Origin of the sequence: Rhodoflexus caldus (genome assembly GCF_021206925.1) — a bacterium.
Taxonomy (GTDB): Bacteria; Bacteroidota; Bacteroidia; order Cytophagales; family Thermoflexibacteraceae; genus Rhodoflexus; species Rhodoflexus caldus.
This window is the reverse complement of the sequence record NZ_JAJPRF010000003.1, coordinates 140,923-166,344: the sequence shown is the minus strand read 5'-3', so window position 1 is coordinate 166,344 and position 25,422 is coordinate 140,923. Positions and strand designations below refer to the sequence as shown.

17 protein-coding genes are annotated in these 25,422 nt (G+C 49.6%); 7 read left to right on the top strand and 10 right to left on the bottom strand.

Annotation, left to right across the window (positions count from 1 at the left end):
* Nucleotides 1-23: 23 nt before the first annotated feature.
* Nucleotides 24-845, bottom strand: coding sequence for a 1,4-dihydroxy-2-naphthoyl-CoA synthase (gene menB / locus NDK19_RS04915; protein ID WP_250630736.1), 822 nt, complete (start codon nt 843-845; stop codon nt 24-26).
* Nucleotides 846-1,193: 348 nt separating this feature from the next.
* Here menB and thrA point away from each other — a divergent pair, with 348 nt between their 5' ends.
* The gene (gene thrA / locus NDK19_RS04910) at nt 1,194-3,641 is read left to right on the top strand and encodes a bifunctional aspartate kinase/homoserine dehydrogenase I (RefSeq protein WP_250630735.1); all 2,448 of its coding nucleotides are present in this window, start codon (nt 1,194-1,196) and stop codon (nt 3,639-3,641) included.
* 76 nt (nt 3,642-3,717) lie between these two features.
* Here the strand turns inward: thrA and NDK19_RS04905 are convergent, their stop codons facing one another.
* From NDK19_RS04905 to NDK19_RS04895, 3 genes are read right to left on the bottom strand one after another with little or no spacing between them, the layout of a single operon-like run.
* Nucleotides 3,718-6,774, bottom strand: coding sequence for a tetratricopeptide repeat protein (locus NDK19_RS04905; RefSeq protein ID WP_250630734.1), 3,057 nt, complete (start codon nt 6,772-6,774; stop codon nt 3,718-3,720).
* Nucleotides 6,775-6,781: 7 nt separating this feature from the next.
* Nucleotides 6,782-8,707 carry an ABC-F family ATP-binding cassette domain-containing protein gene (locus NDK19_RS04900; RefSeq protein WP_250630733.1) on the bottom strand — a complete coding sequence of 642 codons (1,926 nt, stop codon included), beginning with the start codon at nt 8,705-8,707 and terminating at the stop codon, nt 6,782-6,784.
* Between the two features lie 43 nt (nt 8,708-8,750).
* Nucleotides 8,751-10,235: a tetratricopeptide repeat protein gene (locus NDK19_RS04895; protein WP_250630732.1), complete on the bottom strand. Its 1,485-nt coding sequence runs from the start codon at nt 10,233-10,235 to the stop codon at nt 8,751-8,753.
* Between the two features lie 47 nt (nt 10,236-10,282).
* On the opposite strand from NDK19_RS04895, the gene NDK19_RS04890 reads away from it, so the two are divergent.
* Nucleotides 10,283-10,432 (top strand): hypothetical protein, encoded by a 150-nt coding sequence (locus tag NDK19_RS04890; protein WP_250630731.1) that lies wholly within the window; start codon nt 10,283-10,285, stop codon nt 10,430-10,432.
* Between the two features lie 42 nt (nt 10,433-10,474).
* Here NDK19_RS04890 and NDK19_RS04885 read toward each other — a convergent pair whose 3' ends face one another.
* Together NDK19_RS04885 and NDK19_RS04880 are read right to left on the bottom strand one after the other, a co-directional pair.
* Nucleotides 10,475-11,710 carry an MFS transporter gene (locus NDK19_RS04885; RefSeq protein ID WP_250630730.1) on the bottom strand — a complete coding sequence of 412 codons (1,236 nt, stop codon included), beginning with the start codon at nt 11,708-11,710 and terminating at the stop codon, nt 10,475-10,477.
* Complete coding sequence (locus NDK19_RS04880; protein WP_250630729.1) at nt 11,707-12,357, bottom strand: hypothetical protein; 651 nt, start codon at nt 12,355-12,357, stop codon at nt 11,707-11,709. The genes NDK19_RS04885 and NDK19_RS04880 overlap by 4 nt, the downstream gene beginning before the upstream one ends.
* 43 nt (nt 12,358-12,400) lie before the next feature.
* Here NDK19_RS04880 and NDK19_RS04875 point away from each other — a divergent pair, with 43 nt between their 5' ends.
* Nucleotides 12,401-13,462 (top strand): DUF3089 domain-containing protein, encoded by a 1,062-nt coding sequence (locus NDK19_RS04875; protein WP_250630728.1) that lies wholly within the window; start codon nt 12,401-12,403, stop codon nt 13,460-13,462.
* Between the two features lie 90 nt (nt 13,463-13,552).
* Here the strand turns inward: NDK19_RS04875 and pheS are convergent, their stop codons facing one another.
* The 3 genes from pheS to ccsA form a co-directional block, all read right to left on the bottom strand.
* Nucleotides 13,553-14,593, bottom strand: coding sequence for a phenylalanine--tRNA ligase subunit alpha (gene pheS / locus NDK19_RS04870; RefSeq protein ID WP_250630727.1), 1,041 nt, complete (start codon nt 14,591-14,593; stop codon nt 13,553-13,555).
* Nucleotides 14,594-14,639: 46 nt separating this feature from the next.
* On the bottom strand, nt 14,640-15,005 hold the full coding sequence (locus NDK19_RS04865; RefSeq protein WP_250630726.1) for a hypothetical protein: 366 nt from the start codon (nt 15,003-15,005) through the stop codon (nt 14,640-14,642).
* Nucleotides 15,006-15,073: 68 nt separating this feature from the next.
* Nucleotides 15,074-17,638 carry a cytochrome c biogenesis protein CcsA gene (ccsA, locus tag NDK19_RS04860; RefSeq protein ID WP_250630725.1) on the bottom strand — a complete coding sequence of 855 codons (2,565 nt, stop codon included), beginning with the start codon at nt 17,636-17,638 and terminating at the stop codon, nt 15,074-15,076.
* A gap of 90 nt (nt 17,639-17,728) precedes the next feature.
* Here ccsA and NDK19_RS04855 point away from each other — a divergent pair, with 90 nt between their 5' ends.
* A complete protein-coding gene (locus NDK19_RS04855) occupies nt 17,729-18,256 on the top strand; it encodes an NADH-quinone oxidoreductase subunit B (RefSeq protein ID WP_394801673.1) in 528 nt (175 codons plus the stop codon).
* Between the two features lie 5 nt (nt 18,257-18,261).
* Here NDK19_RS04855 and NDK19_RS04850 read toward each other — a convergent pair whose 3' ends face one another.
* Nucleotides 18,262-19,236 (bottom strand): polyprenyl synthetase family protein, encoded by a 975-nt coding sequence (locus NDK19_RS04850; RefSeq protein WP_250630724.1) that lies wholly within the window; start codon nt 19,234-19,236, stop codon nt 18,262-18,264.
* A gap of 103 nt (nt 19,237-19,339) precedes the next feature.
* Between NDK19_RS04850 and NDK19_RS04845 the strand changes: the two genes are divergently transcribed.
* The 3 genes from NDK19_RS04845 (at nt 19,340) to NDK19_RS04835 (ending at nt 25,407) form a co-directional block, all read left to right on the top strand.
* Nucleotides 19,340-21,808, top strand: a complete 2,469-nt coding sequence (locus tag NDK19_RS04845; RefSeq protein ID WP_250630723.1) for a zinc-dependent metalloprotease — start codon at nt 19,340-19,342, stop codon at nt 21,806-21,808.
* Nucleotides 21,809-21,993: 185 nt separating this feature from the next.
* Nucleotides 21,994-23,007, top strand: a complete 1,014-nt coding sequence (locus NDK19_RS04840) for a sugar phosphate isomerase/epimerase family protein (protein ID WP_250630722.1) — start codon at nt 21,994-21,996, stop codon at nt 23,005-23,007.
* Nucleotides 23,008-23,220: 213 nt separating this feature from the next.
* Nucleotides 23,221-25,407, top strand: a complete 2,187-nt coding sequence (locus NDK19_RS04835) for a peptidase domain-containing ABC transporter (protein WP_250630721.1) — start codon at nt 23,221-23,223, stop codon at nt 25,405-25,407.
* The last annotated feature ends 15 nt before the right edge of the window (nt 25,408-25,422 follow it).

The following is a 25,422-nucleotide window of genomic DNA, read 5'->3' as shown; positions in this document are numbered from 1 at the left end:
TTTATCAACTTATCAAAAAAACCTTACGGGAACTTCGGAAATTTGCTGAAATCGGGCTTGCGCTTTTCTATGAACGCATTTTTGCCTTCTTTGGCTTCGTCGCTCAGGTAGTAGAGCAGCGTAGCATTGCCTGCCAGTTCCTGAATGCCTGCTTGCCCGTCCAATTCGGCATTGAAGGCCGATTTGAGCATCCGCAAGGCAATGGGCGATTTTTCCAAAATTTTATTGCACCACGCAACAGTTTCCTCTTCCAATTTTTCCAAAGGCACCACTTTGTTAACCAATCCCATTTGGAGGGCTTCCTGTGCGTCGTATTGGTCGCACAGATACCAAATTTCGCGGGCTTTTTTCTGTCCTACGATGCGGGCAAGGTAGCTAGCACCGAAGCCGCCGTCAAAGCTGCCTACTTTGGGGCCGGTCTGTCCGAATCGGGCATTTTCGGCAGCGATGGTTAGGTCGCAAACCACATGGAGCACATGCCCCCCGCCAATTGCCCAACCTGCCACCATTGCAATAACAGGTTTAGGAATGCTGCGGATAAGTTTTTGCAAGTCCAACACGTTGAGACGTGGTACGCCGTCGTTGCCTACGTAGCCGCCGTGTCCGCGCACGCTTTGGTCGCCGCCGCTGCAAAAAGCTCTGCCGCCTTCGCCTGTCAGGATTACCACACCGATGCGGTCGTCATAGCGACAGTGCGTCATTGCATCAATCATTTCCTGAACCGTCAGAGGCGTGAAAGCATTGTGCACCTGCGGGCGATTGATGCTGATTTTTCCAATCCCGTTGTGATAGGTAAACAAGATTTCTTTGTATTCCTTAATGGTTTCCCATTGGATTTGTCCCATGATAATGAGGGTTTTAGTGTACGAAATAGCCGATGCAAAATTGCCGCATCTGCGCCAATCTGCCAATAAGTAAAACTGCGATAAATCCCTCCCTGTTTTTTCTTTTTTGCAAAATTTTATTGATAGCTTTGCACCGCCTTATCCACACCTGTATAGTATGTTCGTAATTGTTGTTTCTCTGTACAACACAACTACATGCGGCATGACAACAACCATGCCCTAAGGGGCATGACTATACACATACTATATCCATCATTACACATATTCCGTTTTTTCGGGCGGCTGCCAAAAGGCGGTTAAGCCTTGTTAAACATTATTTTCAACCCAAATTTTACATTCAAACCTATTATGAAAGTACTCAAATTCGGAGGTTCATCGGTGCAGAATGCCGAACGCATCCGCAATGTGGTAAACATCATTAAAAACGACCCGGAAGCAAAGGTGGTGGTATGCTCGGCGCTGGGAGGCATCACCGACGAACTGATTGCAACGGCAAAAGCCGCCGCCAACAACGATACAAGCTACAAAACCCTTTTTGCCAATATTGAAAAACGCCACTTAGACTGCGTTAAAGAACTGATAGACGTGCGTCAGCAAAGCGCCACACTTGCCAAAGTGAAGGCGATGCTCAACGAATTAGACGAACTGCTCAACGGTATTTTCCTGCTCAATGAAATGAGTATCCGTGCGCTGGACTATGTGATGAGCTTTGGTGAGCGGCTCTCTTGCACCATCATCAGCGAAGCGGCGCGGGAGCAAGGCTTGCAGGCAAGTTATTTGGATACGACCAAAGTTATCAAAACCGATGGGCGCTATGGCAATGCTGCCGTTGATTTTGAAGCCACTAACCCCCTGATTCGGGAATATGTGGCTGCCACCCCCGGACTGATTATTGCCACCGGGTTCATCGGCGGCGCACCCAACGGCGACACCGTTACACTGGGGCGCGGCGGCTCGGACTATACCTGCTCTATCTTCGCAGCGGCTTTGCAGGCGTCCGTCGCCGAGATTTGGACAGACGTGGACGGGGTGATGACCTGCGACCCGCGCAAAGTACCGCAAGCACTCTCCATTCCTGCCCTTACCTACGAAGAAGCGATGGAAATGTCGCACTTCGGGGCAAAAGTGATTTATCCGCCGACGATGGTGCCTGCCATGAAGGCAGATGTGCCAATAGTGATTCGCAACACGTTTCACACAGCGTTTGAAGGTTCTTACATCGGCAAAGAAGCTGCCTATACAGGTCGGCCGATTAAGGGCATTACCTCCATCAGTCGCATAGCACTGCTACGCGTACAAGGCAGCGGTATGGTAGGTGTAGCGGGTATTTCTGCCCGTTTGTTCGGAGCACTTGCCGCAGGTAACATCAGCGTCATCCTGATTACGCAGGCTTCTTCGGAACACTCCATTTGTTTGGCCGTAAAACCCGAAGAGGCAGATACTGCCAAACAATTGATTGAAAAAGAGTTTGCCTTTGAAATTCGCAATGCACTGCTGGATGAGGTCATCGTAGAAACCGACCTCTCTATTATTGCCATTGTGGGCAAAGACATGCGCCGCTCCAGCGGAGTTGCCGGGCGTATGTTCCAAGCATTGGGACGCAACGGTATTAATGTGGTTGCCATTGCGCAAGGTTCTTCCGAGTTGAACATTTCCGCCGTTATCGGCAAGGCTGATGAAGTAAAAGCACTGCGGGCACTGCATCAGGCCTTCTTTGAATCCGATACGAAGGTGCTCAATATTTTCATGGCAGGCACAGGACTGATTGGCAGCACCCTGTTAAAGCAGATTCAGGAACAACGCAATTACCTGAAAAACGAGTACAACATAGATTTCCGCATCATTGGGCTTGCCAACAGCCGCAAAATGTTGCTGAAAGAAAACGGCATCTCCATTGAAAACTGGCGTGAAGAATTAGAAAACAGCACCACGGCATCCGACATTCATTCGTTTGTCAAACAGATGAACGAAATCAACCTGACCAACTCTGTTTTTATAGACAACTCTGCCAGTGCTGCCGTTGCCAATACCTACGACGAGATTTTGCGAGCAAGTATTTCCATTGTTACGCCCAATAAGATAGCCTCTTCAAGCAGCTACGAGCAGTACATCCGCAACCGCCGCCTTGCCAAGCAGCACGGCGTCATCATGCTCTACGAAACCAACGTAGGTGCGGGGCTGCCCGTTATCAGCACCCTGCGCGATTTGATTAACAGCGGCGATAAAATCATCCGCATTGAGGCGGTGCTGTCCGGTACGCTGTCGTATATTTTCAACACCTTTGACGGCTCTGTTCCTTTCAGCGAGGTAGTGAAAGATGCCAAGCAAAAAGGCTATACCGAACCCGACCCGCGTGAAGATTTGAGCTGCAAAGACGTAGGGCGCAAAATCCTGATTTTGGCGCGTGAGTGCGGTTACGCCATGGAATTTGAAGACATCACCATCAACGGCTTCTTACCGCAGCCCTGCTTAGACGCTCCGACGGTTGATGAGTTCCTGCGCGTGCTGGCTACCTACGACGACCACTTTGAGCAAATGCGTCGCCAAGCTGCCGAAAAAGGCGAAAAACTGCGCTGCATTGCCCGTTTTGAGGGCGGTAAAGCCACTATTTCGTTGGATTCTGTAGGGCAGGAGCATCCTTTTGCTTCGCTGTCGGGTTCGGATAACATCATTGCCTTTACGACCGCCCGCTACCCTGAGCGCCCGATGGTGGTAAAAGGTTCGGGAGCAGGTGCGGAAGTAACCGCAGCCGGTGTATTTGCCGACCTGATTCGCATTGCGAATTATTTGTCGTAAAGCCGTCTGTAATCATCCCGAATGCACACAACATTCCCATAGCAAAGGGTGCGTCGCAGTTCCTTTGTTATGGGGATTACCAATTCACTTCGCGCTGCTTTGCCAGCTCTGCCTTGCGCTGATTGAACAGGGCTACCACTCGGGCGTAGCGCTGCGGCGGAATGAGGTCTTCCAATTTGCGAATGGCTTCATCGGCGAAACTGTCTAAGCCCATTTCCAAACATTGCAGGGCGTAGAGTTCATAGACGGCGGGCGGGTAGTCGTGGTAGTCGTCGCGGGTGCGCAGAACGTCCACCAGCACGTCGTATGCCTTTTGTGGCTCTTTGCGCTTGTTGTACAGCCCTGCCAATTCAACATAAAATTCCTGTTTTTGCGGCAGGCGGGCAATGGCTTCTTTCAGTCTGACTTCCGCCTGCTGCAAATCGTTGTTGCCGATGGCATACATGCCTTCGTAAAACGGCTTGTAGCCCGAAAGCGGCAAGGGCGGTTCGTAGCCTTTCAGCACTGCGCCCATTTCTTTGTAGCGCTGTTGGGCGTAGAGCAGGCGCAAATCGGCATCGCGCAGGGTTTGTACCAACACATCGGGGACACTGATGCCCGTCATGGCATTGCGGATGTTGGCGGCTTTTTCCGTGTTGCCTTCGGCTATGTAGTAGCGGATGCGCTCAACGGCTGCCTGCACCTGCGCCACGGGCGATTGCAAGGTTTGGAAGATTTTGTTAAACGCTTCGTCGGAAAGTTGTGCGTGGTTGTAGTGGATGAAGCGCATTTTGCCTTCGTCGTCCAAAGCCGACAGGTTGATTTTCCGCACGCTGTCGGGATGAATCACGTGCAGGATGTCGCGGGCAATTGCCTGATAGGTTGTATTGCTGCTTTCCTCCAGCATCTGCCATGCCTCTAATGCTTCGGCGCGGCGGTCGGGGATTTCCGTCAGGCAAATGGCGCGGTTCAGGAATGCTTCGGCATTGCCCCTACGGTACGACATATCAAACCAACGGGCAGCTTCGCGGTATTCTTCCACCTGTAAAGCCAATATGCCCAACACATTGGCGTAGTAGGGGTTGTTGGGCGGGCTTTCGTATTGCAATTTTTGCAAGATGTTGTAGGCGCGTCCGTATTGCCCCATGCGTCGCAATTTGAGCGCTTTGGCAAGTTGCAAATAGGGAACAAAACTTTCGTTGGCAGGCACGCGGGCGTATTTGTCCAATACGTTGATAATGCTTGTGTCGGCATCGCCAATGCGGTTGAGCGCGTAGTTGTACAAATAGCACAACTGGTAGGTATTCATTGCCGAATCGGGCAGGAATTTTTCATCCAACGGTTCGGCGGTCGGTTGGCGCAATAGGTTGAGCAGTGCCAATTCGTTCAATGCCGTGCCGATGTTGCGGCGCGGTTTGAGCATTTGGCGCAGGGTATCGGGCGAACCCGCAAACTCGTAGCGGATAGCCATTGCGTAGAAATTGCTTTCGGCTATTTCGGGGTGCGCAAGGTGTTCTTTTGCATTTTTCAAATAATAGAATGCCGAATCCACTACGTCGGTTTTGGTATAGAGCAGCCCCATGTTGTTCATCAGACGCCCGTCTTGCGGGAATCGTTGCAGCCCTTCGCGCAGTTGGAATAGGGCATCCAAAAAGCGGTTGTTGTTGGTCATCAGTTCGGCGATGTTCACGTAATCTGCCGGGTTGGGGTTGCGGAAAGTAGCCCGTGAGAAGAAAAACAGCGCCGTTGCCTCATCGCCCTGCATCCGTGCCAGCGAACCGACCGAATAGTTCCCGCGGTGGCTGTACGGGTCTAACGCCAAGGCGAATTTGTAGTTCTGCTCGCTCATGACAAGGTCGCCTTTGGCGCGTTCCATATCGCCCTGATAAATGAAATAGCCCGCTTTAGATTGTTCAAAAACAAAGAAATCCGAGTTGGCAGCCATTACGCCCGCAACCACCAAAGCCGCCAAGTTCACAAATCCGTAGGCAACAATGCGCCCTTGGTACATGACCTTATGCACGGGCAGGCCCTGCCGCATCGGGGCGGTGAAGTTTGCCAAAATGTAGATGTAGAAAATCAGCCCCACGCCAAACTGTGCGTAGCGAATCAAATCTTCCAAAACTTTAATCACCGACGTATTGTCGGTAGCAAAGGCATAGCCCATGAAGCCCAGCGCAACAAAACTCAACCCCAAAAAGCCGAAATAGCCGTAAGGAACAACCGATGCAATGCCGACAAGCGCAGGCTCTTTGCGCCAAAAGTTCCAAAAGCCCAGCAAAAGGTTGATAAAAAACCAGACAAAGGGGCTGACCATGAAGATTTTATAGCTTGTCATGCCCGCATCCAGCAGGTAGTCGTAGCCGATATTGAGCAGGTAGATTCCGCCGATGATGGCAAAATGTCGGATGGGGTTGCCCGAAGCGGAAGCGCCCAAATTGGACACAAAAACAAACAGCGCGCCCAGCAGTTCATGCCCCGTAAACCAAATGAGCAGTGCGGTAAGCCCCAACGGAACGGCATAGGAATAGCCTGCCCATTGCATCAGCGGCTGCGCACTTTCTGCCTGCCACCCGACAAGGGCTGCGGCAACCATTGCCAACACGGCAAAAACACCCAAGCGAACGGGCAGCGAAGTTTGCTTGGCTATTTCCTGAAAATAATAGGCGGGCAGCAAAAACATCACCAGCAACGCCACCAACGGAACATTGCTGAAAGCCATACCCGCAATTGCCATTTGGTCAAAGCCCGAAGTGGCAAGTTGCAAAATGATAACGGTGCTGATAACGGCAAAAGGAATCCGTTTGAGGAAGGTTGCAACGGTGAGCAGCAACACCATGCCCGCAATTACCAAGACAGCGTAAATTCGGGCATAGACAATGTCCAACACTATTTCCGTGGCGCGATATCGTTCGCTGATGAGGTACGAATCGGCATCTACCGTAAAGCCGAACGACAGTTGGTTGAAATCTTCCACCACCGTCCGTTTGGGTTGCAGTTCGGGTTCGGTATACCAGCGGATAGTCGTTTCGCTGCCCTGCGACCAGAGATAAGCCCCGCCAAGCAGTGCTATGAGAAAAAAAATAACGAAAGCCGCAAACAGCCGTTTGGAGGCTGTGCGCGGCCACTCATTCCAGAACCAAAGTTGTTGCATGTGATTGTCAGAGTTTAGCTTCCAGCGCGTCAATTTCCGACGCAAGGCGTTCCCAAAGTTCGGTTTCTTTTCCGATTTCTGCCTTTAAAGCATCGTATTGGGCGTTAATTTTTGCCAGCCCTGCCGGATTGGCATATACCGAAGGTAACGCCATTTCCTCTTCCAACTGCTTTTTGTGCTGTTCGTGCGCGGCTATTCGGTGTTCGGTTTCTTCCAATTGTTTTTGAATTTTTTTGAGTTGTTTGCGCAAATCTTCGCGCTGGCTTTCGCTTAGGTTGTTTGCCTTGGGCTTATCGTTGGTTTTGGCAGGCTGCGGAATGTTGGCAGCCGCTTGTTTCTGTTGCAGGTTTTGCCAGTAGACAAACTCATCGTAAGTGCCCGGGTATTCCTTGATTTGATGGTTTTCAATCCACCAAATTTTATTGGCAATTTGCGAAACAAAATGGCGGTCGTGGGAAACTACCACAAAAGAGCCTTCGTATTGCTGCAAAGCCTGAATCAGGATATTGACCGACTGAATGTCTAAGTGGTTCGTAGGTTCGTCCAGCAGCAGAAAGTTAGAGCGCGAAATGAGCGTGAGTGCCAGCGCCACCCGCGACTTTTCGCCGCCCGAAAGCACTTTGATTTTCTTGAAAACATCGTCGCCGCTGAACAGGAAACAGCCCAAGATGCTGCGCAATTCGGCTTCGGTTTTGTTCGTGCCTGCCTGTTTGAGTTCGTCAATAATGGTATTTTCTACGTTCAGTACTTCCAATTGGTGCTGTGCGTACATGGCGGTTTGCACGTTGTAGCCGATTTGTACTTTTCCCTCTACGGGTTCTCTGCCTTCAATAATGCGCAACAGCGTAGATTTTCCGCGTCCGTTTGCCCCTATGAGTGTAATTTTATCGCCGCGCTCAATTGTGGCGCTGCTGTTTTGCAGAATGACGTTGCTGCCATAGGCTTTGGAAATATTTTCCAATTGGGCAATTACTTTGCCCGGCTGTTGGTCAAAAGAGAATCGGAAATTGACGCGCGCTGTTTCGTCCACCACTTCTTCTACCAATTCCATGCGCTCTAAGGCTTTCACGCGCGATTGCACTTGTCGCGCCTTGCTTGCCTTCGCCTTGAAGCGGTCTATGAAACGCTCTGCCTGACGGATTGCCTGTTGCTGGTTTTCATAGGCATTGTTTTGAATTTCGGCACGCAGGGCTTTTTCTTCCAAATAGAATGAGTAGTTGCCCGGGTAGTAGTTCAGTTTTTGCTGAGCTACTTCCACGATGATGTTGCAAACGTTGTCCAAAAATTCGCGGTCGTGCGAAACCACCACAATTGCGCCTTCGTAGGTGCGAAGGTAGTTTTCCAGCCACTGAATAGAGGGTAGGTCTAAGTGGTTGGTCGGTTCGTCGAGCATGAGCAGAGAAGGCTTCATGAGCAGCATTTTAGCCAGCATAACGCGCATCCGCCAGCCGCCCGAAAATTCGCGCAAGGGGCGATGCAAATCCGATGTGGCAAAGCCCAAACCTTCCAAAATCTCTTCGGCTTTGGCTTGCAGGCTGTATCCGTCCAGCATCTGAAATTCTTCCTGCAATGCGCCCAACTTTTCCACCAAATCGTCGGAATATTCGGTTTCCATTTTTGCCAGAATCAAATCCATTTCGTGCTGAATTTGATTTTGGCGCTCAAAGGCTTCCATGGCTACTGCCAAAATGCTGTCTTCGGTCTGATAGCTTAGTAAGTCCTGATTCAGAAAGCCGATGGTGCAGTCGCCGCTTTTTTCGATGCTGCCTTCGTCGGGTGTGTATTCGCCCGTGATGAGGCGCAAGAGGGTAGATTTGCCCGTTCCGTTCGCGCCAATCAGCCCGATGCGGTCTTTGGGTTTGATGTGCAAAGAGGCTTCGCGGTACAAAGCGCGGCTGCCCAGATAAAAAGAAAGATTATTGACGGATAACATGCCGCAAAATTACGCTTTCGCGGGCGCATTTTGCTGCCAATATTTACTGAACGGGCGGCAAATCCATATTTTTCCAATCCTCATTGTCGAGGGTTTTTTGCACATGACTCACAATCATATCCATTTTCTGCACCGTCATTTGCAAATGTTGCTCTACCTCTTTGTTATCGCGCAACAGGTCTTCTTGAATAATGATATTAACCAAGCCTAAGATAGTGGCCACAGGGCCGCGTATCTCGTGCGCATTCATAAATGCAAACCTTTCTATCTGCTGCTTTTGTCGCTGTATCACGTCGGTACGCCTTTGTACCAACTCATCCAAATGCTGATTGATGTAAGAAATTTCTTGGTTCAATTTGCTCAGTTTGGCAGCGTTTTGTTTTTTCTGCCAGTAGAGTACCCCTGTAAAAATCAGAATAATCAGCGTAATGGCAAATAAGCCCGAAAACAAATTGACCAACGATTTACTTTGCATGGCCTCATTTTTGGCCTGTAACACCTCGCGCTCTTTGTCCATGTTTCGGTAAAGTTGTTCAAGCTCAAACAGTTGTTCTCTGATTTTTATCCCTCGGAGCGTATCTACCGTATGCACGTACTCCTCCAAGTATTGATATGCTTGCCGATAATCTTTTTCCATAACAGCTATTTCACTCAGTTTTCTACTGACAACCACACGCAGATTTTCATTCAGCGAAACAGCAGCAAGGTAATGATTTCTCGCTTGTGCATAGTTTTTCAACATCTGGTAGCAACTCCCCAAATGCCGATGGATATTTGCCATGCCTGTCTGCGACTGTTCCCGCTTGCTGATTTTGAAGCCCATATTGAGGTATTCTATGGCTTTGTATGGCTGCCCAAGTGCTATCAGGGCTTTGCCGATGCCTGCGCAATAGTAACTGCTGTCGTTGTCGTTTGCCAAAAGGTACTGATAGGCAGCCAGCGACAAGCGACTGTAATACTTGACTGAATCAAGCAGGTTAAGGTTTTCAAAGGCATCTCGCATGTTATCTAATACATCTGCCTTTTCCTGCCAGTGTCGGACTTTTTCTGCAATAGCCAGTGCCTTGTGATAGTTGTTCAAAGCCGTTGAATAGCTCCCTACGTATGCATAGTTAATGCCTATGGCATTGTATATTTGAGATTTCAGCGTGTATGCACTATCTGTGTTTTTCAGACTCGTTAAGGCATAATGATAGGTTTGACCGGATAAAATCAGCCGCCGATTTAAAAAATGATGAAAGCCTGTATAGAACAAACCTTCTGCAACGCTTACGGAGTCCCCTATTTGTCTTCCGATGCGGATTAGCTCCCGAAAATAGCCAAGGCTTTTGCCATCGGTTGCTCCCTGTCGGTTTTTGAAAGCTGACAACTGTTTGAGCAGCACAAGCCTTGGCGCTGTTTCTGTCTGTTTCAAAAGAACTTTTTCCAAGCTGTCTACGCGCCGTGTTATGCGCTGGGCTATGCTGTCTTGCGCAACAACCAATAATAACAGTAAAGTGAAAGCGATTATCCATCTTCTACACCACATATCGCGCAGTTATGCTAAGGCAAAGTTCTTCGGCAGACCATAATTTTTTGAAGTTAGAAATTAATCCAAAGATTTGTGCGTTTTCTGGCGATTATTTTCCCCGCTATTCAATTGGTTATTTTGAGAAGCAAGGGTTGATGGACAAAGAAGTTGAGCAGTTTGCGGCGAGGTTTTCTTCAACCAACGGATTTTTCTAAATCCGAGAAGTACCGATGCGTTTATTTACTGCCCGACAAATTTTACGCGCTTGCTGCCTGTTCGGGTTTGCGCATCAGCAGCACACAAACCGTAGAGAGCGCACAGAGGATTGCCATTGTTTGCATTCCGCTTGCATAGCTGCCCGATTCGGTGCGCAAGTAGCCGAGCCAATAGATGCCCAAACTGCCCGCCAGCGTGTCTGCCATCGTAAAAAAGCCGAGCAACCTGCCGTAAACGGGGCCTTCGTAGTAGGCAGCCAGCACAATCTGAATCATGGTGAAAGTGCCGCTGTAGCCGATGCCGTAGATAACAGCTGCAGCATAGAGCATTTCTATGCCTGCGGTGGCGGCTAATTGCCACGCCAGCGAACCCAATGTCATGGAAGCGCTTGCCAGCAGCAAAATGTATTTGGGTGAAAATCGGTCGCTCAAATACCCGAAAATAACCTTACCGAAAATGCTGCAAACGAAAAACACACTAAGCAGCGTACCGCTTAGGGAAAGTTCTACCTGCAAATCTTTCATGTAATACGCCAGATGCTGAATCAGCGCTGTAATGCAAAACCACATCACCGCCGTTACGAACAGCAACAGGTAGAAAAGCGGTTCGCGCAGTGCCTGCCCGATACTTGTAACAGTGGCTTTTTTCAATGCCTTTGCCGCCGACTGCACCGAAGCAACCGTTTTGCCGTCGGGCAATAGCCCGAGTTGCCGAGGGGAATTTTTAATTGCAAACAGCGGGGGAAGAATCAGCGCAATGCAAGCAACAAGCAGCCCCAGCGCTGCCGTTTGCCAGCCGTATTGCTCAATCATCCACGCCGCCCATTTGGGAAAAACCGCCCCGCCAAGGCTTGAGCCCATCAAAAAAATGCCTACCGCCACACCGCGATAGTCGGCAAACCAGCGGTTGAGCAACACCATGGCAGGCATAATGCCCGTACAGGTAAGTGCAACGCTGTATAAAGCATACACGGCGTAGAGTTGCCACAAGTCGGTGATGAAATAATAAGCGGCAAGGCAAACAATCATGCAAAGTGCGCCCACAACCATAATGGTTTTTGGGGCAATTTTATCTAATACCCAACCCAGCGAAAAGGCAACAAAACTGATGAAAAAATACAGCAGCGAAGGCGGACCCGAAACCTGTTCGTGTGTCCATCCGTGCACGGTTTTCAACTGCGCATTGAGCAGCGGCAAGGTGCTTACGCCGATGCTGCTCAACATGTAAACAACGAAAACTGCCGCCAGAATATACCAGCCATAAAAAATTTTGCTCATGGCTGTCGTTTAATTTTACCTTCGGGGGTTATACTGTAGCGGCGCAGTTGTTCTTTGCGGTCTTTTTCTACCGTTTCTTCTTCGCCTTTCTGTTCATAAAGCACCTGCAAAACGGCTTGTTCCAACGTAAAATCGGTTGCAATCCGCGTATTGAGGGTTGTGTATTCGCTGCCCGTATCGCTGTCGTCTTTGAGCAACAGTTCGTCTATGGGGCGACCTTCGGGCGTGTAGGTAACGAGCAGCAATCGCAAACCGCCGCTTTCTTGTTGCAAAGTCGCATATATCAGCGCCACAAAATCGCCGTAGTCGGGCAGGCGATACATCGGGTAGCATTGGTAAGCCCCTTCAAATGCGCTTCCTCTGCGCAGGAACGCCCGTAAGTCGGCATCGCGCAAGGGGCTAACCAAAGGTGCAACCGAATCGCTGCGGGTGTCGTGGGGCAGAGCTATTGCGGTAAACTGCCTTGCAAGTCGCGCCAGTACTTCGTTTCGGATTTCAACCAACGGCTTTAAAACCTCTTTACCGACATCTTCGTTGTCTTGCGGTTGTTCCGAAGACTTCGGCGAACTGCACGCCAACAGCCCGATGCACAACAAGCCGCAAACACTTAGCCGCGCAAATGCGTTTGAAATCCGATGACCTTTCATATAGTTTTGACTTCCGTTGCGACAAATTAACAAAAGAAAAGATATGCGCCACTTCCGTTTGCCGAATAAATTATGGTTGGCAGTTGCTTTGATGTTTACTCTTGCAGGATGTACCGCTAAGCGGGTTGTACTAAGCAGCCGCTTTGAGCCTGCAAACGTTCCGCCACGCCCCGACTACAGCCGATTGGAACTCTGGGCAGCCCACCCCGACAAACGCGATGCAGCCGACAGCCTGCCGCGTGTGGACACCCTGCGCGACAATCAGGCAACAGCCCCTGCCGATGTGTTTTTCATCCATCCCACCATCTACACCTACGAACCTGCCAACGGCTACCCGTGGAACGGCAACGTTGAAGATGCCGATTTGAACCAACGGGTAGATAATTCCACCATTCTCAATCAGGCGAGCATTTTCAATGCGGCAGGGCGCGTATTTGCACCACGCTATCGGCAGGCACACATTTACGCTTATTTCACACCTAACCAAGCCGATGCCAAAGCCGCTTTTGATACGGCATATGCCGACGTAAAGGCAGCGTTTGAATATTATTTGAAGCATTTCAATCAGGGCAGACCGTTCATTATTGCCGCGCACAGCCAAGGAACGCAGCACGGCAAGCGCCTCATCCGCGAACTGATTGACGGGCAGCCCCTGCAAGAGCAATTGATTGTTGCCTATTTGGTAGGAATGCCCACCCCCGCCGATTTCTTCACCCACATTCCCGTTTGCCAAAATGCCGACCAAACGGGCTGTTTTGTAACGTGGAATACCTACGCCAAAGGCTACACACCGCCCAACCACGACAAGGAATTGTACAAGGCAGCGGCAACCAACCCGCTCAATTGGACAACCAACGGTGAACCTGCCCCCGCAACATTGCACATGGGCGCGGTAGGGCAAAAATTCAAACCCTTGAAACCGGGGCTGCACGATGCAGCAGCACACGAAGGCATGTTATGGATTAGCCGCCCGAAAATAGCGGGTGCAGCATTGCTCAACATCAAAAATTGGCACCGCGCCGACTACAACCTGTTCTACTTCAACGTCCGCCAAAATGCCGTTGAGCGGGTCAAAGCCTATTTGCAGCGTTCGGCGCAGCGGTAGGTAGGTGTTTTTTGAAATTACAGGGGAAGTACACAAGAAAATTGTCATGCTACCTTGTGTACTTCGTGTTCTTTTGGCTAAAAACTATGTTTACAGCGTCTCAAACTGACGCAAAAACTGCACGTCGTTTTCCGTGAACAGGCGCAAGTCGCGGATTTGGTATTTGAGCATCGTAATGCGCTCAATGCCCATACCGAAGGCAAAACCCGTAAATTCTTCGGGGTCTATACCGCAGTTTTCCAATACGTTGGGGTGTACCATCCCCGAACCGCCGATTTCTACCCAGCCCGTACCCTTGCAGATATTTTTGCTGCCGCCGCAAAGCGCACAGGTTCCCGGGCGGTTCAGACCGCAGGAAATATCTATTTCTGCACTTGGTTCGGTGAACGGAAAGTAAGAAGGGCGAAAACGCACCTGCGTATCCTTACCAAACAATTCTTTGGCAAAGTGATACAGCGTTTGTTTCAGGTCGGCAAAGCTCACGTTTTTGTCCACGTAGAGGCCTTCTACCTGATGGAAAATGCAGTGCGCACGCGCTGAAATGGCCTCATTGCGATACACGCGCCCGGGCATGATGCTGCGGATAGGCGGCTTTTGCTTGTGCATCAGGCGAATCTGCACATTGGATGTGTGGGTACGCAACAAGATTTCCTTGCCGTCAATAAAAAACGTATCCTGCATTTCGCGGGCAGGGTGATTATCGGGGAAGTTCAGCGCGGTAAAATTGTTCCAGTCGCTTTCAATTTCGGGGCCGTCTTCCACGTTGAAGCCGATGCGCCCGAAAATTTCCACGATGCGTTCCCACACCTGCGTAAGCGGGTGAATGGTTCCCAACTCATTGGGAATGGGCGGCAGCGTCAAATCCAGCGGCTTACCGGCAGAAGCCATGGCAGCGGCCTCCAATTCGGCAGTTTTGGATTTGAGTTTGTCCATTGCTGCGTCTTTCAGCTGGTTCAGCAGCTGCCCTACGCTGCGCTTTTCTTCGGCAGGAACGGTTTTCAGTTCGTCAAACAGCGCCGTTACAACGCCTTTTTTGGCGATATAACGCAGTCGGAACTGTTCCAATTCTTCTTTATTGCTGATGGCGAAGGCTTCAATTTCGCCCAAGAGTTCTTTAATCCGGTCTTGCATGAGGGTAAAGAGCAAAATATGAGGTGCAAAAATAGGAGTATTACCCTTACTTACGAATCATTTCCAGCAGCTCGCGCTCAATCTGCCAGTCCTGCGCAAGCCTGAGCATGGCAATGGCCTCCATTTCGCTGATGTAGCCCTTGCGGTTGTTGGCATTCCAAACAGAGCTGAGGTAGTAGAGCCGCTTGCTTTTGTCTAATTTGGACATCACCTGATTCAAAAAAGCACGGGCGCGGTCAAAGGCATTGTAGTAGTCTTCCTCAACAAACTGAGTAGCCCATTTCAGTTCATTTTCAGCACCCATTGAATAGGCTGTGTCTTCCAATATCCGCTTTTCTTCTTCATCCAAGCCGTGATAGTGGAAGATAACCGCTTTGAGCAACAAGAAGGCCTTTTTTTCTTCGGAGGTCATTCGCCTGAAATGGGATTTGACTTCTCAAAAATAGCATTTTATCGGAATAAAACATTTTTTTAGAAAGGTTATGCCTCCATAACGGCCTTTTTTCCGCTGATTGTTGCTTGGCTGTGCGATTTTGCCGCCTGTTGTGCCTCTTTGTAACGGCGGAAAACAGCAACCCCGAAACCTATGGACATGATAATGGTGCCTGCCCACAAAATATTAATGAGCGGCATTTCAACGGCTTTGAGAATAACCCAATCTTTTTGCGTGGTGGATGCCTGAATAACAAAAGTGTTATCCTGCGGACGGATTTCTTCAATAGTCAGTTTAATGCCCATGTCTGTATTCACATAGGGTATTTTGCGCACCATTTGCCCTTTAATCAGATAGGCAGGTTTGGCTTCATGCTCCTTGTCGCGGTCTAATATGCGGATGCGAGCAAACACGTTAATATCCTCATCATCAATTTGTTGTCCGCGGCGCACATCGTCAAATACAGCGATGAAGTCATTCACCACGAAAGTATCGCCTACGGCAAGCGTGAAGTTTTCGGGATTGCTCCACTTGCGCTCTTGCTCAGGGTCGGGGATGTTGGTGATGTGGGTGTACAGGTCGCGGTCTAAGTTGCGGCTGATGTCGGGGCTGGGTACAAGGCCGCCCGTACCCATCTGTTCATTGAACTGAATGCGTGGGTAGAGTGTAAAGGTTTTGCCGTTGTCCTTTTTGTACTCTATTTCGTAGTACACATTCTCATGGTACACGTTCAACGTATCGCCCTTGGTAAAGTAGGTTTTGCCTTTGTAGTTCAGGTCTTCTTTGGCAACCATTAGCCAAGGAGTATTAGTTGTTTGAAGTGCCGCTTGGTCTATGTAGTCGGGGAAGTCGCGCGAAGTCATGCGCGTGCCTCTGTAAACAAGGGTATAGTCTTTCATTCGCTGCGGCTGGTTGCGGAACAGCAGCAGGTTTTCCTTGTTCATCTCTTCGCTGAACTGACGGTTGTAGAGCAACCCTGTGTTGTTCAGAGAAATAACTTTGGAGTAGCCCGCCGAAGCCAGAATGCCCAATAGCATCATGGCAACGCCAATGTGTGCCATTGCTCCGCCCGAAAGTTTGAAGGTTTTGGTTTTAATCAGGCGCGCCAAAATAAATCCGTTGGCGACAATGGAATAAATGCCGCCTGTCAGCAGTAGGATGTACTTCCAATCGGAAATTTTGGCAAGCACCAACACAAGGGCAGACAGCAGCATGGTAATGGTGAGCGGCACCATCAGTGCCTCGCGCAGTTGCTTGGCATCCATCCTGTTCCAGAAAAAGAACTGCCCTGTACCTGAAAACAGCGCAACCGCTAAACCGAACCACAACTGAAATTTGGTGTAAAATGCCACTTGGTCGGCCGGCGGAGCCATATTGGAGGTGATTCCGAACAAATCCAAAAACTTATTGTAAACCGGAATAGAGGTCGGAATAATCACCTGAAACCCTGCCAGACACAGCGTGGTTGCTCCCATGAAAATCCAAAACTCGCGCGAGTAGGTAGAAATTTCTTCTTCCGACGTAGGAATTTGCTTCCATGCGCGCACCAGATAAAACAATGCTACTGCCAAAAAGGCCAACAGGTAAATCAGCAGTTGCCCGGAAAGCCCCAAATCGGTGAAAGAATGCACCGAAGCATTGCCCAAAATGCCGCTGCGGGTCAGGAAAGTAGCATACAAAATGCTGATAAAGGTAGCAATGACCAGAATAAAGGAAGCCTTTAAAGCAGTATTGCTGCGCTGAAAAACAATCATTACGTGGATGGAAGCCACCAAAATCAGCCAAGGCACATATACCGCATTTTCCACAGGGTCCCAGTTCCAATAGCCGCCAAAGTTGAGCGTTTCATAAGCCCAATAAGCACCCATCATAATGCCTACACCCAATACAAGCGCCGTAGCATGAGCCCATGGCAAGGCAGGTTTTACCCATTCGCGGAAACGACCGGTACGCAGGGCTGCAATGGCATAAGCAAAAGGCACCAGCGTTCCGGCAAAGCCCAAAAACAGGGTCGGCGGGTGAATCACCATCCAATAGTTTTGCAACAGGGGGTTCAATCCTCCGCCATCGGTTGGAATAAAATCGGGGTTGATTTGAAAAATCGGGTCATTCGGGCGTGCTTCGCGCAGCAGCATAAAAGGCGAGCTGCCGATTTTCAATTCACCAAAAAATACTACGCCCAAAATCATGGAAGTCAGAAACGCCTGTACCAAAGCAAAGACCATCATCACATCGGGCTCCCATTGTTTGGATGTGCGCATCAGCACCAGCCCAATCAGCACATGCCAGAAAATCCACAGCAAAAAACTGCCTTCTTGCCCTTCCCAAAAGCAGGAAATCATAAAATGCACGGGCAGGTTGTTGGAGGAATGGTCCCACGCGTAGTGGTATTCGTAATAATGGTTGTAGATGATGTGAAAAAGGCTGTAAATAATGCTTACTACGGCAGCGCCATGTACGTAAAAAGCGCCGCGTGCAAATTTCAGCCATGCCTCACGATGAATTTCGGGCTGTCGGCCGATTTGAATATAACCATAAACGGCAACCAGCGCCGCAACAAAAGCAATGCTAACGCTCAGGTGGCCAATTATTCCGATGGTGGAGTGAATCATAGCTTTACAGAGTGCACAATTGAAAAACCAATTGCGCGGTTGAATGGTTTACTTTGCAAAGGTACGCCACAAATCGCTAACATTGCGGTTATGAATACTCTGTCGGACTTACGGGAAAAAACAGGCCAAGGCGGTATCATCCTCGCCAAAGCCGATGAACTGCTCAACTGGGCGCGTCTTTCCTCTATGTGGCCGCTCAGTTTCGGGTTGGCCTGTTGTGCCATTGAAATGATGGGCAGCTATGCCTCCGGCTACGACTTAGACCGTTTCGGTGTGATTCCCCGCGCATCCCCCCGCCAAGCCGATGTTATGATTGTGGCAGGAACGGTAACTTTCAAAATGGCCGACCGCTTGCGTCGCCTATATGACCAAATGGCCGAGCCCCGCTACGTCATTTCAATGGGGAGTTGCTCCAACTGCGGCGGCCCTTATTGGCAACACGGCTACCACGTGGTTAAAGGTGTGGACAGAATCGTACCCGTAGATGTGTACGTACCCGGCTGTCCGCCGCGCCCCGAAGCACTTATCGGCGGATTTTTGAAGTTACAGGAAAAAATGCGCTCCGAACAACCCCTGCCGCCACTGCTGGCAAAAGCGCTGGGGAGAAAAGCCGTTTAAAAGCATCACTTTTTGCGCTCAATGGTATATTCAACCAATTGCAGCATGGCCGTTTTGTAGGCTGTATCGGCAAAATCTGCCAGTATGGTCTTTGCTTCGGTAAAGTAGCGCTCCATCACTTGGCGGGCGTATTCTATACCGCCCGATTGCTTCACGAAGGCAATAATTTCGGCAATGTATTTGGGTTTGTCCGACTTGTTTTTAATCAGGTTGATGATGTGGTTTTTTACCGAACGGTCTGCCTGATTGAGGGCAAAAATCAGCGGCAGCGTCATTTTCTTTTCTTTGATGTCAATGCCAACCGGTTTGCCGATTTCGTCATTGCCGTAGTCAAACAAGTCATCTTTGATTTGGAAAGCAATGCCGATTTTTTCTCCGAACAACTCCATTTGACGGATGGTAGCGGCATCTGCGCCGCCCGAAGCCGCACCCACTGCACAACAGGAAGCAATCAGCGTGGCGGTTTTTTGTCGGATAATTTCAAAATACACAGCCTCGTCTATGTCCAAGCGGCGGGCTTTTTCCATTTGCAGCAGTTCGCCCTCGCTCATTTCGCGCACTGCCTTAGAAACGATGCGCAGCAGTTCAAAATCGCCGTGGTCTATGGAAAGCAGCAGCCCTCGCGATAGCAGATAGTCGCCGACCAACACGGCTACTTTGTTTTTCCAAAGCGCATTGACCGAAAAAAAGCCGCGGCGATAGTTTGCGTCGTCCACCACATCGTCGTGTACCAGCGTGGCGGTGTGCAACAGTTCGATGAGTGCCGCGCCGCGATGCGTGGACTCGTTGATTTGTCCGCACATGCCTGCTGCCAGAAATACAAACATCGGTCGCATTTGTTTGCCCTTGCGTTTGACAATGTAAGTCATAATCTTGTCCAACAACAACACTTTGGTACGCATGGAATCCCTGAAGCGGATTTCAAACGTATCCATTTCCGAAGCAATGGGCGACTTGATGGTGTCTAAACTGAGCGTCATGTGCGGCGCGAAAAATTTTAGCGGTTAAAGATAGACCACAAAAAGAAAAGCATCGGTAAAATCTTAAATTGTAGGCGCATTATTCAATTAAACTGCTTGCGTTATGCGTCTGTTTGCATCTGCTCAATTAAAAATGCTGTTACTCTTTTGTACCGCTTTTTACGGCGGACATATGTATGCCCAATCGCTGCCCTCTATTGCCTCCAAAACGGCAGGCATGAAAAAGTACGAAGGCTTTTTCAACTTTTGGATAGATGAGGCACAAGGTAAACTTTGGTTAGAAGTGGACAAATGGGATACAGAGTTTCTCTATATCAATTCGCTGCCGGGCGGGCTTGGCAGCAACGACATCGGCTTAGACCGCGGGCAGTTAGGCGAAGAGCGCATTGTGAAATTCCATCGCGTAGGCAAAAAAGTGCTGCTCGTGCAGCCCAACTATCGCTACCGCGCCGTTACCAATCAGGCAAACGAAAAGCGGGCAGTGGAAGAATCATTTGCACAAAGTGCCCTCTGGGGCTTCACGGCCGAAGCGGCAGACGGCAACAAGGTGTTGATTGATGCCACCGACTTCTTGCTGCGCGACTCGCACAAAGTGGCGGAAACCATCCGCCGGATGCGGCAGGGTAGCTACCGCCCCGATGCTTCGCGCTCGGCGTTGTATTTGCCCCGCACCAAAAATTTCCCGCTCAATACCGAAATGGAAGCCACGATTACCTTCGTCGGCGGTGAAGATGCGGGCAACTTTGTACAGTCAGTAGTGCCTTCGCCCGAAGCCATCACGCTGCGCACACACCATTCGTTCGTGCAACTGCCCGACAACCAGTACCAGCCGCGAGTATTAGACCCGCGCTCCAGCTACATGTCGGTGTCGTTTTATGATTACAGCACACCCGTTACCGAACCAATAGAAAAGCATTACATCGTTCGCCACCGCTTAGAAAAGAAAGACCCCAACGCAGCAGTGAGCGAACCCGTTAAGCCGATTGTTTATTACTTGGACAACGGCACGCCCGAACCCATCCGCACGGCTCTGCTGGAAGGTGCACGCTGGTGGGCAAAAGCCTTTGAGGCAGCAGGTTTCAAAAATGCTTTTCGGGTGGAAATATTGCCCGAAGGTGCGGACATGATGGATGTGCGCTACAACGTCATTCAGTGGGTGCATCGCTCTACCCGCGGATGGAGCTACGGCGCTTCGGTGGTAGACCCGCGCACGGGCGAAATTATCAAAGGGCACGTATCGCTCGGTTCGCTGCGGGTGCGGCAGGACTACCTGATTTTTACGGGCTTGCTTTCCCCCTTTGAAAAAGGCGAAAAACCTTCAGAAAAAATGCTCAACGCCGCCTTGCACCGCTTGCGGCAACTTTCGGCACACGAGGTAGGGCATACACTGGGGCTAATGCACAACTACGCTGCCAGCACCAACAACCGCGCTTCGGTGATGGACTATCCCCACCCTTGGATTAAGTTAGACAAAAACGGCGACTTGGATTTCGGCGATGTTTACACCGACGAAATCGGCGAATGGGACAAAGTCAGCATCACCTATGGCTATCAGACCTTCCCCAAAGGAACGGACGATGCAGCCGCTTCGCGCCGCTATTTGGACGAAGTGTTCGCCAAAGGTATGCGCTACATTTCTGACCGCGACGCACGCGCACCCGGCGGTATGCACCCCTACGCGCACCTGTGGGACAACGGAACGGATGCTGCCGATGAGTTGCGCAACGTGTTAGCCGTTCGGAAAAAAGCCTTAGACAAGTTTTCGGAAAAAGCCGTGCGAGAAGGCGAACCACTGGCGTTTTTGGAAGATGTACTTGTGCCTGTTTACAACTATCACCGCTATCAGGCAGAGGCAGCCGTTAAGCTCATCGGCGGTGTGGATTATACCTATGCCTTGCGCGGCGATAACCAAACCGTAACGCAAATTTTGGATGTCAAGCAACAGCAAAAGGCATTAGATGCAGTGCTGGAATGTATCAAACCCGAAACGCTCACCTTGCCGGAGCGCATCGTAGCCATGATTCCGCCGCGCCCTGCCAATTATGCTTTCACCCGCGAACTGTTCAACAAGCGCACAGGGCTGTTGTTTGACCCGCTGGCAGCTGCCGAAGCCGCCGCCGATTTGCCGCTGGGATTGCTGTTCCATCCTGAGCGCGCCAGCCGATTGGTGCTGTTGGAAGCACGCGGCAGCGGTTTAGGGCTTAGTTCGGTAATAGACCAAGTCATCAATGCCACATGGAAAGCTACCCGCCAAAGCGGACTTGCCGCACAAATTCAGTTGCAAACCGAACAAATGGTGCTTACGCACTTGCTGGCACTCAGCGTAAACGAAAGCGCCAACTATCAGGCGCGGGCAGTGGTAAGCAAAAAACTCAACGACCTGCGTACCTACCTGCAAGGCAACCGCCTTTCCAAAAATATTGAATCTATTTTCGGTAGCGGTAACCAAATGAACGAACATTATTTGGCACACATAGACTATGCACTGGAACGCATGAAAGCCCCCGAAAAAGCAAAAGTCAGCACGCATAAGGAACTGCCGCCCGGTGCGCCTATCGGCTGCGGGGAGTAATTCAGTTCTTTTTACCGCAGAGTTCGCAAAGGTTCAATCGCAAAGTGCACAAGGAAACTAATCCTTACAAAACGCTTAGCGCGCTTAGCGTAAAACTTAGCGGACTTTTTGATAGAAAATTGGAAGGCATCCACATTCCAACGCCAAACATATACTTATTCAACAACTTATAACCACCAAAGAAAATGGATACAAAACGTCGCGATTTTATCAAGCAATTTGCCGGATTGACCGCACTGAGTGCCGCCGGCATTTGGACAGTAGGTTGCACAGGCAGTACCAAAGAGGAAAGCACCGGACAGGACTCCACTGCTACCGCAGCAACAACCGCTATTGTCAAGCCTCCGTTTTTCAAAATTTCACTAGCCGAGTGGTCGCTCCACAAAATGATTATGGCCAAAGAATTAGACAACCTTGACTTCCCGCTCAAAGCCAAAAACGATTTTGGTATAGATGCGGTTGAGTATGTCAGTTTCCTGTTTAAAGACAAAGCCAAAGACTCCGCCTATCTTGCCGAGTTGAAAAAGCGCTGCGACGACAACGGTGTTACCAGCGTACTCATTATGGTAGATGCGGAAGGAAATATGGGCGACTCGGATGCCAAAAAACGCAAGCAGGCAGTAGAAAACCACTACAAATGGGTAGAAGCCGCCAAGTTTCTGGGCTGCCATTCCATACGCGTAAACGCTTACGGCGAAGGCAGCGCAGAGGAGGTGAAAAAAGCCGTTATAGACGGCCTGAGCCAACTCACCGAATTTGGCATGAAACACGACATCAATGTTATTGTGGAAAACCACGGCGGCTACTCTTCCAACGGCAAGTGGTTGTCGGAAGTCATTGGTACGGTTAATAAAAACCTCAACACCAATCGCTGCGGCACTTTGCCCGATTTCGGCAATTTCTGCCTCAAATACAAAAACGGCAAATGGGAAGATGGCTGCGAAGAAGAATATGACCGCTACACGGGCGTAAGCGAGCTCATGCCTTTTGCCAAAGGCGTAAGCGCCAAGTCCTATGATTTTGATGAGCAAGGCAATGAAACCAAAATGGACTATAAACGCCTGTTGCAAATCGTAAAAGATGCGGGCTACACCGGATACATCGGCATTGAATATGAAGGCAACCGATTGTCGGAAGTAGAAGGCATCCGCGCAACCAAAGCACTGTTGGAAAGACTGGGCAGAGAATTGGTAATCTAACATTTTTTAACATGCTGCCAACAGCCTCCTGCGACCAAACGGCAGGAGGCTGTTGTGTTTTTTGCACTTTTTTGTGAAATTTTGAGGGATAAAAACCTTCTGAGGAGTTTTTCAGTAAAAGTCCTTGAATTCAGTCTAAGTAAATGATGACTTGGACAACTAACAACCACTTCTTACTTTCCTGCAAATGTGAAGCGATTTTAATCATGTAACATGAATTCAACTCAATTTGTACCAATAATCAAACGACTTGCGGAACTAACCAACCATGGCAACAAACTATTTAACTTCAACGACCGCTATGCCAATATTCTGGACTGTGGTTCCGATTTAGACCGATTTATTGATTTGCTGGGCGACAAAAGCGAGCAAATAGAAATGGCACTACTCCGAAACGTATTGCCTAAGGATAAAATCGGCTTGTTGCTCAAATCGGCCAACGTCCCGATGCTCGTGTTTATCCGGCAAAATGACACTTGGCAGCCGCTGATTGTATTTAAGAACAAAGCAGGCTTTTTTGAGGGCTACTACTACGAGTCAGACGGTCGGGAAGTTCATTTGGAAGTAATTCCCAACGTTGAAAACTTCACTTTCGGCACCGATAAAAACGGCAACGTTATTTATCTGTTAGCTTTTCCGCGTACTTCCCTGCTGTCGGAGCGTGAAAAAAGTTATGAAGAAGCCCGCCATCTTTCCCCGATGCAACGCATGTTTCGGCTGCTGCGGCTCGAGCAACGCGATATATGGTATGTTTACTTCTACGCCGTCATTATTGCCGCAATCAGCCTTACGCTGCCTCTGGGCGTACAGGCCATCATGGAGCTTGTATCGGGCGGTGTTATTTTCAGTTCAATTGTACTCATTATTGCCTTTGTTATTATCGGTGTGATTGCCTCAGGCGTATTGCAGATTTTGCAATACCACATTGTAGAGGTTATTCAGCGGCGGATTTTTGTCAAAGCAGCCTTTGAGTTCAGCTATCGCATACCCAATGTGCGCACCGAAGCCGTAACCCAATACTACACACCCGAACTCATGAACCGCTTTTTTGACATTCTCACAATTCAGAAAAGCCTTCCCAAGCTGTTGATAGACTTGGCGAGTTCTGTATTGCAAATTGCCTTTGGCATACTGCTCCTTTCGTTCTATCACCCCGCATTCCTTGTTTTCGGGGTTGCTTTAATCGGTATTTTGGCTGCTATTTTCTACTTCACCGGCCCCGAGGGTCTTCGCACCAGCATCATTGAATCCAAATACAAATACAAAGTAGTACACTGGCTCGAGGAGCTTGCCCGCAGCGTAGAGGCCTTCAAATTAGCAGGCCATACCACGCTGCCTCTCAACAAAACGGAAAACTTGGTGAACAACTACCTGTACTACCGCAAAAAGCACTTCAAAGTGCTGATGACACAGTTCGGCAATATTGTAGGCTTCAAAACGATTGTAACAGGCGGCTTGCTCATCATCGGGGTTTCGTTAGTTATCAACCGCCAAATTCTGATAGGACAATTCGTAGCTTCCGAAATTGTAATCATCCTGATTTTGGCAGCCGTAGAAAAAGTCATTCTGAGCATGAGCACGGTGTATGACATGCTGACGGCTACCGATAAGGTAGGCCATGTAACCGACCTGCCCGTTGAGCGGCAAACAGGTATTGCCCTGCCGCACACCATCAGCGCCGGTTTGTCTGTTCGCATCAAAGACCTCAAATACCAATACCCGGACAGCCATAAATCGGTGCTCAACGGCATCAACTTAGACATTGCCTCCGGAGAAAGGGTCTGCCTGTCAGGCTTTAACAGCTCCGGCAAGGATACGCTGGTACGCGTGCTTTCCGGTATTCTGGATAACTACGAAGGGGTAGTTGCCTTCAACAATATCTCACTGCGCGACATCAACCTGAATACCCTTCGCGACATGGTGGCATCCAACTTCGCTATTGACAACATTTTTGAAGGAACCATTCTGGACAATATTACAATGGGCAAGACCTCTGTTGCACTGGATGATGTCATCTGGGCTTTGGAAAAAGTCGGCCTTTCCGATTTTGTCAATGAACTTCCCAACGGCTTACAAACAGAGTTGATAGCAGGTGCTAAATCATGGCCAAGCAGTATTCACGTGCGACTGACGCTTGCTCGCTGCATAGCGGAACGCCCGCAACTACTTATTTTGAACGATTTCTTTTCGGTATTGCAGAAAGACGAAAAACGCAAACTGCTTAACTTCCTCACCGACCGCTCCAACCCGTGGACATTGTTGCTTATCTCCAATGACCCTGTACTGATGGAAGCCTGCGACCGAAATATCATTCTCAAAGAGGGGAAAGTACATCTGCAAGGCACATTCAGCGAACTGAAACAGCACCCCGAGTATCAGCAAGTAGTATTGAATTGTTAAACCAAAAAATCTAAT